Here is a 14623-nt window from a genome sequence, read left to right as displayed (position 1 = left end):
AGGGAAGGATATTTGGTTTTATAGAAACTAAAAATAGAAGTTATTTAAGGAGATTGTTCATGAAAGGAATTATTTTAGCAGGCGGAAGCGGGACACGCTTATATCCGTTAACAAAAGCAACATCAAAACAATTAATGCCAATTTACGACAAACCAATGATTTATTACCCAATGTCAACGTTAATGTTGGCGGGAATTAATGAAATTTTGATTATCTCTACACCAGAAGATACACCACGTTTTGAAAGCTTATTCGGCGATGGCCATGATTTAGGCATTCATATCGAATACGCGGTGCAAGAAAGCCCAGATGGTTTGGCGCAAGCATTTATTATTGGTGAAGAATTTATTGGTGATGATAGTGTCTGCTTAGTTTTAGGGGACAATATTTATTATGGTGGTGGCTTATCAAAAATGTTGCAACGAGCGGCTTCTAAAGAGTCAGGGGCAACAGTCTTTGGTTACCATGTAAATGATCCAGAGCGTTTCGGCGTGGTAGAATTTGATGAAGAGATGCGGGCGCTTTCTATTGAAGAAAAACCAGCACAACCGAAGTCAAATTACGCAGTGACAGGTTTGTATTTTTACGACAATGAAGTGGTTGAAATTGCGAAGGGGATCAAACCTTCAGAACGTGGGGAATTAGAAATAACAGACGTTAATAAAGTCTACCTTGAAAAAAATAAACTTTCTGTTGAGGTAATGGGCCGTGGCTTTGCTTGGTTAGATACAGGCACACACGAATCCTTATTAGAAGCGTCAACATTTATTGAAACAATTGAAAAACGTCAAAATTTAAAAGTCGCTTGTTTGGAAGAAATTGCTTATCGAATGGGCTATATTACAAAAGAACAATTGGTAGAATTGGCACAACCATTGAAGAAAAATGGCTACGGCCAATACTTGCTACGTTTAGCAGCAGAATAGGAGCGAAGAAACGTGAAAGTTATTGATACAAAATTACAAGATGTCAAAATTATCGAAATGGATGTTTTCGGTGATCATCGTGGCTTTTTTACAGAAAGTTATTCCAAAGCTAAATTTGCAGAACATGGATTAGACTTTGACTTTGTCCAAGATAATCATTCATTATCAACAGAAGCAGGTGTCTTGCGTGGATTGCATTTTCAAAAAGGCGAAGCTGCGCAAACAAAACTAATTCGTGTTGTAACAGGTGCGGTATTAGATGTGATTGTTGATATTCGTAAAGGGAGTCCAACCTATGGCCAATGGGAAGGCTACATTTTATCAGAACATAATCACCGTCAACTTTTAGTACCAAAAGGTTTTGCCCATGGTTTTGTCACTTTGACACCGAACGTGAACTTTATGTACAAGTGTGATAATTACTACAATGCGGCAGCAGACGGCGGTATTGCTTTTAACGATCCAGCGTTAGCTATTGATTGGCCAATTGCGCCAGAAAAAGCGATTACGTCAGAAAAGGATCAAAAACATCCAACCTTAAAAGAATTTGAAGCGGAAAATCCGTTTATCTATGGCGAAATTTAAGAAAAAAGTAGGAGAGTTTCAATTATGAAAAAAATCATCGTAACAGGTGGAGCTGGTTTTATCGGCTCAAATTTTGTTCATTATGTTGTAAAGAATCATCCAGAAGTTCATGTAACTGTATTAGATAAATTAACGTATGCAGGAAATGAAAAAAATCTTGAAGGTCTACCAAGTGATCGCGTGGAATTAGTCGTAGGAGATATCGCTGATGCTGAATTAGTTAATCGTTTAGTCGCTGAAACAGATGCGGTTGTTCACTATGCTGCTGAATCGCATAACGACAACTCATTAAACGACCCATTCCCATTTGTACAAACCAATCTGATTGGGACGTACACATTGATCGAAGCTTGCCGTAAAAACAATGTTCGTTACCACCATGTATCGACTGATGAAGTTTATGGCGATTTACCTTTAAGAGAAGATTTACCAGGACATGGAGAAGGCGAAGGGGAAAAATTCACTGCCGAAACGCCTTACAATCCTTCAAGTCCTTATTCTTCAACAAAAGCAGGATCTGACTTGTTAGTCAAAGCATGGGTTCGTTCTTTTAACTTACAAGCAACAATTTCAAATTGTTCAAATAACTATGGTCCATATCAACATATTGAAAAATTTATTCCCCGTCAAATTACCAATGTCTTAAGTGGCATTACACCAAAACTTTATGGTGCTGGTAAAAATGTTCGTGACTGGATTCATACAAACGACCATTCTTCGGCTGTTTGGGCAATTTTAACAAAAGGTCAAATTGGCGAAACATATTTAATCGGAGCCGATGGTGAAGAAGACAATAAAACAGTGATGGAATTAATTTTAGAATTAATGGGACAACCTGTTGATGCCTATGAGCATGTCAACGATCGTGCAGGACATGACTTACGTTATGCGATTGATTCAACCAGATTACGCGAAGAATTAGGTTGGGAACCAGAATTCACGAATTTCCGTGAAGGCTTGGCAGAAACCATCAAGTGGTATACAGAAAATGAAGACTGGTGGCGTGCAGATAAAGAAGCTGTTGAAGCAAAATATGCACAAAATGGTCAGTAATTTTTTCTGACATGTGAGATAACAGTCGAAAGGCGATGGCAAAGTACAAAAGCTACTTTGCCCTGCCTTTTTTTCAAGAAGGAGCGAAAAAAATGATTTTAATTACTGGTGGAAATGGCCAATTGGGCACAGAATTACGTCACCTATTAGACGAACAAGGAATTGAGTATGTTTCAACGGATTCCACAGAATTAGATATTACTGATGCGGATAGTACGTTGGCAAAAGTGAAAGAAATTCAACCAAGCGTCATTTATCATTGTGCTGCTTATACAGCTGTTGATAAAGCAGAAGACGAAGGCAAGGAATTAGATGAAAAAGTGAATGTAGATGGCACACGTCATGTTGCAGAAGCTGCTAAAGCAGTGGGGGCGACACTTGTTTATGTAAGTACAGATTATATTTTTGATGGAACTAAAAAAGAAGGCGTCTATGCGATTGATGATCAACCGAATCCTTTAAATGAGTATGGTCGGACGAAGTTATTAGGTGAACAAGCGGTACAAGAAATCCTGGACGACTATTATATTATTCGAACATCATGGGTATTTGGTCAATACGGTCATAACTTTGTCTTTACCATGCAAAAATTAGCGGAAACAAGAGACCAACTAACGGTAGTGGACGATCAGTTTGGCCGCCCAACTTGGACAAGAACGTTAGCCGAATTTATGGCATTTGTTATTGCAGAAAAAGCGCCATTTGGTGTTTATCATTTGTCTAATGAAAACAGCTGTAGCTGGTATCAGTTTGCTAAAGAAATTTTAAAAGATACTGAAGTGGAAGTACTGCCAGTGGATTCAACTCAATTTCCACAAAAGGCGCAAAGACCACAATATTCTGTCATGGATTTAAGTAAAACAGAAGCGTTAGGCTTTAAAATTCCTACTTGGCAAGAAGCCTTAGCACAAATGTTAGAAAATGTTCAACAATAAATTGTTTTGTGTAAGTGAGGGGTTTTGTTAGAGAAAAAGTGGAAAGGTGTTTCTCTTTATGAAGGTACTTTTAATCATTCCTGCTTACAATGAGGAAGAAAACATTTTGCGGACGATTGCTTCCATTGAAACATTTAAACAGGAAGTTACGCATTTTCAACATGAATTGGATTATGTGGTAATTAATGATGGCTCGACAGATGGAACCAAACAAATTTTAGAAGTCAACCAAATTAATGCCATTCATTTAGTGTTGAATTTAGGTATTGGCGGGGCGGTACAGACCGGCTATAAATATGCCTTAGAAAATGAGTATGATGTGGCGGTTCAGTTTGATGGTGATGGTCAACATGATATCAATAGTTTACCTATTTTACTGGAACCATTAGCAGAGGGTAAATGTGATTTTTCGATTGGCTCTCGTTTCATTCCTGGAAACGAAGCGGCTTTTCAAAGTACGAAAATGCGCCGTTTTGGTATTCGTTTGTTATCTTTTTGCATTCGAATGGCTTCTGGTAAAACAATTTATGATGTGACTTCTGGTTATCGAGCGGGAAATCGGAAAGTGATTGCTTTTTTTGCAAAGCGTTATCCGACAAATTATCCCGAGCCAGAATCGATTGTTCACTTAATTAAAAAACGCTTTGTGATTGTTGAAAGACCTGTCAATATGATGGAACGGCTTGGTGGTGTTTCTTCGATTCGTGCCTTGGCTTCTGTGAAGTATATGCTGGAAGTCGGCTCAGCAATTCTGATTGCTGCCTTTATGAAGGAGGGAGATTAATGCTACCAACCGTGTTATGGCTAGCTTTATTTTTATTTGCAATTGGCTTTTTCTTATACATTATTCGAGGGATTAATAAAAATATTTTTCTCCTAAAAAATGCTTTGATTTGGTTATTAATCTCAATTGTCTTAATTATTTTTGCTATTTTCCCGCATGTGGCAGAATGGTTAGCAATGGCCTTTGGGTTTGAAACAACATCAAACTTCTTATTATCAGCTGCGGTGATTGTCCTTTTAATCATGGAAATTAAAAATTCTGTGTTGATTTCAAAACACGAAAATCGCATTAAAACATTATTGCAAGAATTATCTATCATGAAATCTGAAGAAAATAAAAAAGATCGCTAATGTGTAGTGACCCTTAAAAGTTGGACCTGAAAGTCTAATTTTTAAGGGTCAGCTCAATGAATAGCGATCTTTTTTATTTAAGATTCATAATCACAATGCCGACAATAATAACCACAGCACCAATAAGGGCATTCGTTGTGATTGTCTCTTTTAGAATCAGATTTGAAGCAATTAAAATAGCGATGTTTGTACAGGCAACGCCTAAAGGAACAATGTAAGAAACATCGGAACGACTAATAATTAACATCCATAAAATAAAACTAATTAAATAACAAAATAAACCTAATAAAGATATAAGTGAGATATTCATTGAAAAAATTGTTTGTTGGAGTTGGATGTTCAAACTGCTAGAACCTAGTTTAAATAAGACCAGACCAGCAGAAGACAGAAATACGTAAATAATAAAAAGAACCATAATTTCCCTTCTCTCAAAAATAGTTTCCGTGCAAAAAAATGCAAGACCTCCATTATTGTAGCATAATCTCCTAAAAATTGGACAAGATTTTTTAATATAGCTAAATCAGTTAAATTTTTCTTTATAAAAAGGGGTCTACTATTGAAAAGCTAGGCGTTTATCGATAAAATAGAAATGTTGTTTAAAATGGCATTTTTGTATCCAAAAATTTTAGATAAAAATAGTTTATTACGGAAGGAATAAGTATATGTTTAAAGAAACATTTTCAATTTTCAAGAATATTTTTCAGAACAAAAAATTGTTATTACAATTTTCATTTAATGATTTTAAGGCCAAGTATGCTGGTTCAGCACTAGGAATTGTCTGGGCGTTTTTAACGCCATTAGTAACTGTTTTGACGTATTGGTTTGTCTTTTCTGTAGGCCTTCGTTCTAGAGCTGGCGACAATATGCCATTCATTGTCTATTTAGTAACAGGGATGGTACCTTGGTTCTTCTTTTCAGATTCGTTATTATCAGCCACGAATGTGTTTCGTGAATATAGTTATTTAGTTAAAAAAGTCGTGTTTAATGTACAAATTTTACCAACATCTAAAATTTTATCGAACTTGTACACCCACTTGTTTTTCATTCTAATTGGTTTTGTAATTACTACAGCTAACGGTTATTACCCAAGTCTGTACAGTTTGCAATTAATTTACTACTTAGCTTGTTTATTAGTCTTTTTAACAGCAATTACGTGGATTACTGCTTCAACACAACCATTTTTACCTGATATTATGCAATTTATCAATATCATTATGCAAACAGTTATGTGGACATTACCAATTTTATGGCAACCAACTGGAATGATTGCGACAATCTTAAAAATCAATCCATTATATTATATTGTTCAAGGATACCGCGAATCTTATTTAGGCGGTGCATGGTTCTGGGAACATTGGCAATATAGCTTATATTTCTGGGGAGTTACTATTGTTTTACTATTAATTGGCTCAACCGTGTTTAGACGCTTAAAACCACATTTTTCAGATGTACTATAAGGAGAGAACGACATGTCAGAATATGCAATCGATATCCAACATATTACCAAAACATACAACATGTATAAAAAGCCGTCCGATCGGTTTAAAGAAGCGCTTAGTCCAACCAAAAAATCCTACCACGATTTGTTTTATGCGTTAGACGATGTCACGATGCAAATTAAAAAAGGCGAGATGATTGGCTTTGTCGGCGAAAATGGTTCTGGAAAATCAACCATGTTAAAAATTATTACAGGAGTATTAACGCCAACCTCCGGGTCCATGGTGATTAATGGGAAAATTTCAGCGTTGCTTGAATTAGGTTCAGGTTTTAACCCTGAATATTCAGGATATGAAAATATTTTCTTAAATGGAATGGTCTTGGGTTTTTCCCGAGAAGAGATGGAAGAGCGTGTCCAAGATGTCATTGATTTTGCTGACATCGGCGATCATTTGTATCAACCAGTTAAGACATACTCTAGTGGTATGTTTGTCCGCTTGGCTTTTGCGGTAGCTATTAACGTGGATCCCGATATTTTAATTGTCGATGAAGCGTTGGCTGTCGGGGATTTAGAGTTTCAATTAAAATGTATGGAAAAATTTACGGAAATTAAAAATTCTGGTAAAACAATTTTATTTGTTTCTCACGATGTAAACTCCATTCGTCGTTTTTGTGACAGAACTTTTTGGTTGCAACACGGGAAAGTCGTTGAATATGGAGATACGATGGACGTGACGACCAACTACGAAAACTTTTTGAAAAAGAAATCAATTAAAACGGTTGACCGCGAAGCGACCATGAAAGATGAAACCCCAACACCAGATATTATTGAAGTGGATCATGCGGAACTTTTAAATGCGGATTATGAACCATTAGAAATGGTAACGCAAGATGAAAAAGTGATTGTAAAAATTGAATATACTGTCAAAAATGACCAAATTAAGAAGCCTGTTTGTGGGGTCGCTATTCGAACAGTGGACAATCATTATGTCTGTGGCTTAAATACGTTGTTAGATGGCGTGCAAATTCCTTGGAAAAAAGGACGGAATGTTTTTTATTTAGAATATGAAAAAATGTCATTATTAACAGGTGAATATTATTTTGATATTGCTTTCTTTGAGGAACATGCAACAGTCCCATTAGTCTACAAAACAAAATACGTGACGATGTTTATTACCGGTCGTTATGCCGGAGAAGGAATTGTCATCTTAGATCATAAATGGAAGGATACGACAAAAGATGAAGTATGATTTTGAAATGGAAACAGACGAGAGTACCAGTGTTGGGAAAATCGTAGCACAAATCAAAGAAAATAGTGATGTCTTGGAATTTGGTCCAGGTAATGGGCGAATGACTAGCTATTTGATGGAAGAAAAAAAGTGCCAGGTCTCAATTGTTGAATTAGACAAAGAACTTTATGATCATGTCAGTCAATTTTCAACAGATGCCTTTTATGGCAATATTGATGAAAATGATTGGGTCGAATACTTTGCTGGTAAGACGTTTGATTATATCGTTTTTGCAGATGTGTTGGAACATTTAATGAATCCTCAAAGCGCCTTAGCAAAAGTCAAACCATTTTTAAAACCAGGTGGTCAAATCTTAATCACTTTCCCTAATTTGGCGCATAATTCGGTCTTAATTGATTTATTTAATAATCGTTTAACATGGAATGAAACTGGGCTGTTGGATGCTACGCATAAATCATTCTATTTACAAGAAGGATTTGAAAAAGTTTTTGCAGAAGTTGGTTTATACATTGCCAAAGAAGATTTTACATTTAATCAAGTTGGCTACAACGAAATTCCTACGACGTATGAAGCGTTACCTGTAGAAGTACAAGCAGCTTTTAAAGCGCGTCCCTTTGGCGAAGTGTATCAGTACTTTTTTGCCTTGACTGCTGAACCAGTAGAACAGCCAGAGCGAGTGACACCAGTAAATTCATACAATGAAAAAAACGTTCATATTTTAATTAATTGCGGCGAAGAAAAAGAGACTGAGTTGGATCAACCAGTTGATTTACAAAAACCTGAAACAAAACGGTTCCAACTAAAGATACCAGAAGACGTCCAACTGATAAAATTATTCCCAAGTTTAACAGGGGCAATTGTCAAATTATCCATGACGATAGACGGGGAGACAGTCCCAGTCGCAGCCACGAATGCTTTTCTGGTACAAGAGGATATCTATTATTTCTTAGATACACAAGTACCTGTAATCGAAGTAACCGAGGCACAAATGGCAGGCAAATACCTGACAGTAGCCATTGATTATTTCTTTGAAGGCAACTATTCAGAACGTGAAAATACCTTTATTCATGCACTGTTAGATGAAAGAAATCAATTTTTAGAAGAAATGAATAAACAGACGGAGACTGCCCCTATGCCTACTGGAAAATATAAACGAATCACATTAACTAAATTTGATAAAATGATTAACTTAACCATCGATGATATTGCTCGCGATGTAGAAAATAACGTTTCTGTTATCAGAGGGTGGGCGTATGACAAACAAACAAATTATCCGCTAAGATTCAGTATTGCAGAAGCTAGTGAATCAGTCACTTATACGGTGGAAACAGAATATCGTCGGGATGTTATTGATATGTTTGAATTAGAAGGCGATCAAGATTATGGTTTTGTCATTACGATTAAAGATCCAGAAGATTTACCAGCCTACACGTTAAACATTGATACCAAATCAGGCCAGAAGGTTCAATACGTGGTGGAGCGTCCAAACATGGTTCAACCGGGCACGAAATTTGATCGAGCATGGCGTTCGATTCAGACACGTGGTTTGATGGGCTCAGTGAAGTGGTACTTTAAACGACAAGAAAAAGCAGAATCCCCTGTTGACGTGGAGACAGTTTTAGCGGAAATTAAAACGTTCCAATTTCAGCCTAAAATTTCTGTCGCTGTGCCTGTTTATAATGTCGAAGAAAAATGGCTTGCAGCGTGCGTTTCTTCTTTACAAAATCAGTACTATGAAAATTGGGAGTTATGTTTAGCAGATGATGCATCGCCAAGCGAACATATTAAGCCCATGCTAGAAAAATATAAAGAACTAGATCAACGAATCAAAGTTATTTATCGCGAAGAAAACGGACATATTTCAGAAGCAACTAACTCAGCTTTGTCGATTGCTACTGGCGATTTTGTTGGTTTCATGGATAACGATGATGAATTAGCGCCACAAGCATTATATGAAGTGGTCAAAGCTTTAAATACAGACCCAACGATTGATTTTCTTTATACTGATGAAGATAAAATTACAGAAAATGGTCGTCGCTTCAACGCGTTTTACAAATCGGACTGGAATCCAGAACTGATTTTAAACCATAATTACATTACACACTTTGTTGTTGTGAAACGTGATTTATTAGAAAAAGTAGGCGGATTGAACTCAGCATATAACGGCGCTCAAGACTATGATTTCGTATTACGAGCAACGGAACAAGCAACGAAAATCAAGCATATTCCTGGTATGATGTATCATTGGCGTGCCATTGAATCATCGACTGCTCTAAACCCTGAAAGCAAAGGTTACGCCTATGTAGCTGGTCAAAAAGCGGTCCAAGCGGCAACGGAACGCCGTGGCTTAAAAGCACAAGTAGAGATTGCCGAATTTTATGGTTCCTATAAAATTAACTATCTTTATGATCATGTGCCGATGGTATCATTGATTATTACGAATGATACAGAGAATATGAGTAGCTACTTACGTCAATTATTAGAAAAAACTGCCTATACAAATTATGAAATTCTATTGCCTGCACGCTTCGAGAATCAAATAAATATCCAAAATGACCGTCTTCGTTATGTTTCAACAGAAACACGTCATGGCATGATTCAAGCTGCTAAGGGAGAATATGTGGCTTTATTAAATGCTGGATTGGTACCAACGAAAAATGATTGGTTAAAAGAGTTAATGAACATTGGTCAACAAGAGACCTCTGGTTTAGTGACTGGCCGCGTAGTTGACGCACGCTATCGTGTGGAAACAGTAGGAGTATCAGTTGATACAGACAAAGGTCGATTACTTTATCCCGAAAAAGGCACCCCTGGTAAAAGCTTAGGTTACTATTACAGAATTGCTTTACCAAGAAATATTCAAGCAGCAACTGAAGACTGCTTACTATTCAACAAACAACTTTACCTAAATTTAGAAGGAATTAACGAAAACTTAGGAAAAGAATGGATGGGTGTCGATTTATCGTTACAATTTGCTAGCGCTGGTAAACGAAATGTATATGTGTCCTATGCAATTTTGAAAGCAGACGAAAAAATGCAAAACCATGATAAAAAAGGATCTTATAAAGAACTTGCGGAAAAATGGACCGCGGAAGCTTTAGTTGATCCCTACCGAAATCCGAAACATCTATAAGGAGAATGCACATGAATGAAGACATTAAGGTGATCTTTGATAGTATCTATCGCGACAAAACAACAAATAATTTAACCATTACAGGTTGGGCGTTGGATACAATCACTAAAGAAAGCCCAACTTTCACAATTAATAATGAAAACCAAGTGTCCGCTTATAACATTCAGCGCGTTTTACGTGAAGATGTTAATCAAATTTATCAAACAGAGCCTGCGATTGAAGCTGGCTTTGTTGTTACACTTGAAGGAATTAAACAAAAAAAAGTACTCCCTTTTCATTTTCAATCATCAGCACATGTTGTAACGGTGGATTTCCCCTTGAATAAAAAATATCCAGTGATTCCAGGGACAGAAGATAAAATGACTCGTCTCTGGATAAAAGCCAAAAAAGGATTTAAGTATATGGCTAAAAATGGTATTTCTCATACCATTCAACGAGCGAAAATTGAGAAACTGAGAAATCAAGCTTCGTATCCTAACTGGTTAGCTAGAAATGAAGTACTTGACATAGAAGCGATGACACAAGAAATCGCAACATTTCATTACCAACCTAAAATTTCCATTGCGATGCCAGTGTATAATGTTGAAGAAAAATGGCTTCGGTTGTGCATTGATTCTATTTTGAATCAAGTCTATACTAACTGGGAATTATGTATGGCCGATGACGCCTCAACAGATCCCAATGTCAAAAAGATTTTAACAGAGTACCAGCAATTGGATGAGCGAATTCGGGTCGTCTTTCGTGAACAAAATGGTCATATTTCCGAAGCAACCAACTCTGCTTTAGCGATTGCTACCGGAGAATTTGTCGCCTTACTAGACAACGATGATGAATTAGCGATCAATGCTTTTTATGAAGTGGTTAAAGTGCTTAATGAAAACCCAGAACTGGATTTAATTTATAGTGATGAAGATAAGATTGACATGGATGGAAATCGTTCTGATCCAGCCTTTAAACCAGATTGGTCACCTGATTTACTTTTAGGAACCAATTACATTTCGCATTTAGGCGTGTATCGTCGGAGTATTCTAGAAGAAATTGGTGGCTTTCGAAAAGGTTACGAAGGTTCTCAAGACTACGATTTAGTCTTAAGATTTACTGAAAAAACGACAAAAGAACGCATCAAACATATTCCAAAAGTTCTTTACTATTGGCGGATGCTACCGACCTCAACAGCAGTGGACCAGGGTTCCAAAGGTTATGCTTTTGAAGCGGGACTAAGAGCCGTGCAAGATGCGCTTGTTCGTCGAGAAATTAATGGTCGTGCAACGCATGGGGCGGCGAATGGCTTATACGATGTTTATTATGACATTAAATCCGACAAGTTAGTCTCAATTATTATTCCAACTAAAAATGGCTATAAAGACGTACAACGTTGTGTTTCATCGATTATTGAAAAAACAACCTACCAAAATTACGAGATTATTATGGCTGATAATGGAAGTACAGATCCAAAAATGCACGAATTGTATGCAGAATTTGAACAACAATTACCTGGCCGCTTTTTCGTTGAATCAATCGATATTCCATTCAATTTCTCAACTATTAACAATCGTGCAGCGAAAAAAGCGCACGGAGAGTATTTATTATTTTTAAATAATGATACCGAAGTGATTACAGAGAATTGGTTAACTTTGATGGTTTCATTTGCTCAGCAAGAACGGATTGGCTGTGTAGGTGCGAAATTATTGTATCCAAATAATACGGTCCAACACGCAGGCGTTATTTTAGGATTAGGTGGTGTTGCTGGACATGGTCATTATGGTTATCCCCATGGTGACTTAGGCTATTTTGGTCGGTTAGCTATTAATGTTAATTATTCAGCAGTAACTGCCGCGTGCTTACTTATGAAAAAAGCAGATTTTGATGCAGTTGGTGGTTTTGAAGAAGCGTTTACCGTAGCTTTCAATGATGTTGATTTATGCCTGAAAGTCCAAGCTTTAGGACGTGACAATGTTTGGCTTCATGAAGCAGAGCTTTATCATTTTGAATCTCAAACTCGTGGATATGATGATAAAGGCAAAAAGAAAAAACGTTTTGAACAAGAAAAAGTGATGATGGAAGAAAAATGGGGACCTTTAATTGAAAATGATCCATTTTATAATCCTAATCTGACAAGGGATATTCCCAACTTTTCATTACGAATTGACTAGATGCAATTGCGGATGACGAAATGGAGCGAAAAGATGGAACAACAACTAACTACAAGAAAAGAAAAACAACCATTACGCAACCAAGCTGAGCAGAGCGCTCGCTTGGTTGATCATTTGTTACGCTGGCGCTATCTGCTAGCGGCAGTCATTTTTATTTTACTGGTCGCCTTTAAAGTCCATGGTAGTTCATTAAACATGTGGGATGCGTATGTTTCTGAATATGCGGATGGCCAAAAAAGTTCATTAATTGCTGGTGAACCAAGAGGTGTTCGTTCGGATGAATGGCTCGTTCAAACCCCATTTAGTCTGTCGCAAACACAAACGGGTTTGAAAACACATAATGATGTGATTACGTTAAATGGTCAAGACATGGTGGTAGGCTATAATTCGCCAGCGTGGAATTTGGCCACGTTAGCGAAACCTTTTACTTGGGGCTACGTGCTACTAGGTAAAGAATATGGCTTATCTTGGTATTGGAATCTTAAATTAATTGGTTTGATTTTATTCTCTTTTGAAATTGGTTTGATCGTCACACGGCGGAATAAATATTTAGCTTTGTTAGCAAGTGTTTGGATTCCGTTTTCTTCGGCCCTTCAATGGTGGTTTGTCTCGCCAGTTGGAGATTTAGTATTTTTTGGCTTAGGTTTTTTAGTGGGAATTTATAATTATTTCTATTATCATAGTAGTGTTCGACGTCGTGTCATTTGTGCGATAACGGCTGTTATTATGGCCTCAGGATTTGTTTTAGTTATTTATCCTGCGCTACAAGTACCACTTGGTTATTTGATTTTATTATTTTTAATTTTATTCTTTTTAGAATTTCGTAAAAAAATTAAGTTGGATAAGTGGGATGGGGTCCTGATAGGTGGGGCACTCTTGATGACGGCGATTATTGTTGGCGGATCGCTATATGGCTCATTGGATTCCTTAAAAGCAGTAATGGATACCGCTTATCCAGGAAAACGGGTAAGTTTAGGTGGCGATATGCCTAAACGCGATATTTTGTTATTTTTAACAAATTGGAAAATGCCGTTTCAAGATGTTCCATATTCAAATAATTCGGAAATCAGTAGTTTTTATCAATTATTTTTTGTTATTTTGCCGCTCTCACCATTTATTTTTTATAAAAAAATCAAAGAAAACATTTACGGTTTTGTCTTATTCGTGTATTGTTTATTTAACTTAGTTTGGATGAGCGTGCAATTTCCAACAATTTTTGCTAAGTTGACATTGTGGTCTTATGTGCCAGAACAACGGGCGATGTTATCCTTCGGGTTTGCCGCTGTGTTGTTGAGTTTATGGTTCATCGATTATTTATGGAATCGCCAAGCAAAAATTCCAATGATGGCCTGGTTAGGGGCGCTAGGATTAAATGTTGTTCTGTATTTCTTTGTTTTATATACGGGCAATTTACGGTTATACGTTACACGAATGGACATCATTGGTGTCTTAGTTGTCGCTACCGTTTTAATTGTTGCTTTATTTAAACGTTGGCGCACGTTATTTGTCCTTGTCTTATTAGGAATCATTATGGTTTCTGGTGCCTTTGTTAATCCAATTTCTCGAGGCGTTTCTGCTGTCTATGGAAAAAAATTAGCGGTAGAAGTGGAAGAAATTAACAAAAAAGACCCCAACCAATTGTGGGTGGGCGAACGCTTGATGTATGGCTATTTGCCAATGTTAGGTGTGCATACATTTAACGGTGTTGCTTTTACACCTGACTTAGAGGCTTGGAAACCATTAGATCCAAAAGGAAAAGACACATTTATTTATAATCGCTATGCGCACATCAATGTTGAAGTAGGAAATCAGACCCCTGTTTTAGAGTTGATGCAAAAAGATGCGATTATTGCTCGTTTATCTCCAGAAAAATTAAAAGAATATGGGATTAAATATGCGGTCGTTTATAAACCATTAGAACCGTTAGACACACCAACGATTCATTTTGAAAAATTATATGGACCTGATCAGAACGGGGCATATATTTATCGAATAAACGACTAGTGATTCATTCATG

Annotated in this window: 12 protein-coding genes; 11 read left to right on the top strand and 1 reads right to left on the bottom strand. The window is 36.8% G+C overall.

The window, feature by feature from the left end:
* The first annotated feature begins 59 nt into the window (after positions 1 to 59).
* The 6 genes from rfbA (at position 60) to IGK70_RS09185 (ending at position 4633) form a co-directional block, all read left to right on the top strand.
* Positions 60 to 926 (top strand): glucose-1-phosphate thymidylyltransferase RfbA, encoded by an 867-nt coding sequence (rfbA, locus tag IGK70_RS09210; RefSeq protein ID WP_002364387.1) that lies wholly within the window; start codon positions 60 to 62, stop codon positions 924 to 926.
* 12 nt (positions 927 to 938) lie between these two features.
* The gene (rfbC, locus tag IGK70_RS09205; RefSeq protein ID WP_002356893.1) at positions 939 to 1511 is read left to right on the top strand and encodes a dTDP-4-dehydrorhamnose 3,5-epimerase; all 573 of its coding nucleotides are present in this window, start codon (positions 939 to 941) and stop codon (positions 1509 to 1511) included.
* Between the two features lie 24 nt (positions 1512 to 1535).
* Positions 1536 to 2564, top strand: coding sequence for a dTDP-glucose 4,6-dehydratase (gene rfbB / locus IGK70_RS09200; protein WP_002359895.1), 1029 nt, complete (start codon positions 1536 to 1538; stop codon positions 2562 to 2564).
* Positions 2565 to 2656: 92 nt separating this feature from the next.
* The gene (gene rfbD, locus IGK70_RS09195) at positions 2657 to 3499 is read left to right on the top strand and encodes a dTDP-4-dehydrorhamnose reductase (protein ID WP_002356895.1); all 843 of its coding nucleotides are present in this window, start codon (positions 2657 to 2659) and stop codon (positions 3497 to 3499) included.
* Between the two features lie 58 nt (positions 3500 to 3557).
* Positions 3558 to 4283, top strand: a complete 726-nt coding sequence (locus IGK70_RS09190; RefSeq protein ID WP_002359897.1) for a glycosyltransferase family 2 protein — start codon at positions 3558 to 3560, stop codon at positions 4281 to 4283.
* The gene (locus IGK70_RS09185; RefSeq protein ID WP_002356898.1) at positions 4283 to 4633 is read left to right on the top strand and encodes a DUF2304 domain-containing protein; all 351 of its coding nucleotides are present in this window, start codon (positions 4283 to 4285) and stop codon (positions 4631 to 4633) included. The genes IGK70_RS09190 and IGK70_RS09185 overlap by 1 nt, the downstream gene beginning before the upstream one ends.
* Positions 4634 to 4706: 73 nt before the next feature.
* On the opposite strand, the gene IGK70_RS09180 is transcribed toward IGK70_RS09185, so the two are convergent.
* Positions 4707 to 5048, bottom strand: coding sequence for an EamA family transporter (locus IGK70_RS09180; RefSeq protein WP_002356899.1), 342 nt, complete (start codon positions 5046 to 5048; stop codon positions 4707 to 4709).
* 247 nt (positions 5049 to 5295) lie between these two features.
* Here IGK70_RS09180 and IGK70_RS09175 point away from each other — a divergent pair, with 247 nt between their 5' ends.
* Genes IGK70_RS09175 through IGK70_RS09155 form a run of 5 tightly spaced genes read left to right on the top strand, consistent with a single transcriptional unit; the run spans position 5296 to position 14610 of the window.
* Positions 5296 to 6090 carry an ABC transporter permease gene (locus IGK70_RS09175; protein WP_002356900.1) on the top strand — a complete coding sequence of 265 codons (795 nt, stop codon included), beginning with the start codon at positions 5296 to 5298 and terminating at the stop codon, positions 6088 to 6090.
* Positions 6091 to 6102: 12 nt separating this feature from the next.
* Positions 6103 to 7320: an ABC transporter ATP-binding protein gene (locus tag IGK70_RS09170; RefSeq protein WP_002356901.1), complete on the top strand. Its 1218-nt coding sequence runs from the start codon at positions 6103 to 6105 to the stop codon at positions 7318 to 7320.
* Positions 7310 to 10453: a glycosyltransferase gene (locus IGK70_RS09165; RefSeq protein WP_071981506.1), complete on the top strand. Its 3144-nt coding sequence runs from the start codon at positions 7310 to 7312 to the stop codon at positions 10451 to 10453. The genes IGK70_RS09170 and IGK70_RS09165 overlap by 11 nt, the downstream gene beginning before the upstream one ends.
* A gap of 11 nt (positions 10454 to 10464) precedes the next feature.
* Complete coding sequence (locus IGK70_RS09160; RefSeq protein WP_071981505.1) at positions 10465 to 12606, top strand: glycosyltransferase family 2 protein; 2142 nt, start codon at positions 10465 to 10467, stop codon at positions 12604 to 12606.
* Positions 12607 to 14610: a DUF7657 domain-containing protein gene (locus IGK70_RS09155; RefSeq protein WP_002383759.1), complete on the top strand. Its 2004-nt coding sequence runs from the start codon at positions 12607 to 12609 to the stop codon at positions 14608 to 14610.
* The last annotated feature ends 13 nt before the right edge of the window (positions 14611 to 14623 follow it).

This window comes from Enterococcus sp. DIV0358 (genome assembly GCF_051713465.1).
Lineage (GTDB): Bacteria > Bacillota > Bacilli > Lactobacillales > Enterococcaceae > Enterococcus > Enterococcus faecalis.
This window is presented reverse-complemented; position numbering and strand designations above follow the sequence as displayed.

What these genes read in the sequence shown, in the direction of transcription:
- IGK70_RS09190 (WP_002359897.1), top strand. Translation starts at nt 3,558, where the DNA reads ATGAAGGTACTTTTAATCATTCCTGCTTACAATGAGGAAGAAAACATT.
- IGK70_RS09165 (WP_071981506.1), top strand. Translation starts at nt 7,310, where the DNA reads ATGAAGTATGATTTTGAAATGGAAACAGACGAGAGTACCAGTGTTGGG.
- rfbD (WP_002356895.1), top strand. Translation starts at nt 2,657, where the DNA reads ATGATTTTAATTACTGGTGGAAATGGCCAATTGGGCACAGAATTACGT.
- IGK70_RS09160 (WP_071981505.1), top strand. Translation starts at nt 10,465, where the DNA reads ATGAATGAAGACATTAAGGTGATCTTTGATAGTATCTATCGCGACAAA.
- IGK70_RS09155 (WP_002383759.1), top strand. Translation starts at nt 12,607, where the DNA reads ATGCAATTGCGGATGACGAAATGGAGCGAAAAGATGGAACAACAACTA.
- IGK70_RS09170 (WP_002356901.1), top strand. Translation starts at nt 6,103, where the DNA reads ATGTCAGAATATGCAATCGATATCCAACATATTACCAAAACATACAAC.
- rfbA (WP_002364387.1), top strand. Translation starts at nt 60, where the DNA reads ATGAAAGGAATTATTTTAGCAGGCGGAAGCGGGACACGCTTATATCCG.
- IGK70_RS09185 (WP_002356898.1), top strand. Translation starts at nt 4,283, where the DNA reads ATGCTACCAACCGTGTTATGGCTAGCTTTATTTTTATTTGCAATTGGC.
- IGK70_RS09180 (WP_002356899.1), bottom strand. Translation starts at nt 5,048, where the DNA reads ATGGTTCTTTTTATTATTTACGTATTTCTGTCTTCTGCTGGTCTGGTC.
- IGK70_RS09175 (WP_002356900.1), top strand. Translation starts at nt 5,296, where the DNA reads ATGTTTAAAGAAACATTTTCAATTTTCAAGAATATTTTTCAGAACAAA.
- rfbB (WP_002359895.1), top strand. Translation starts at nt 1,536, where the DNA reads ATGAAAAAAATCATCGTAACAGGTGGAGCTGGTTTTATCGGCTCAAAT.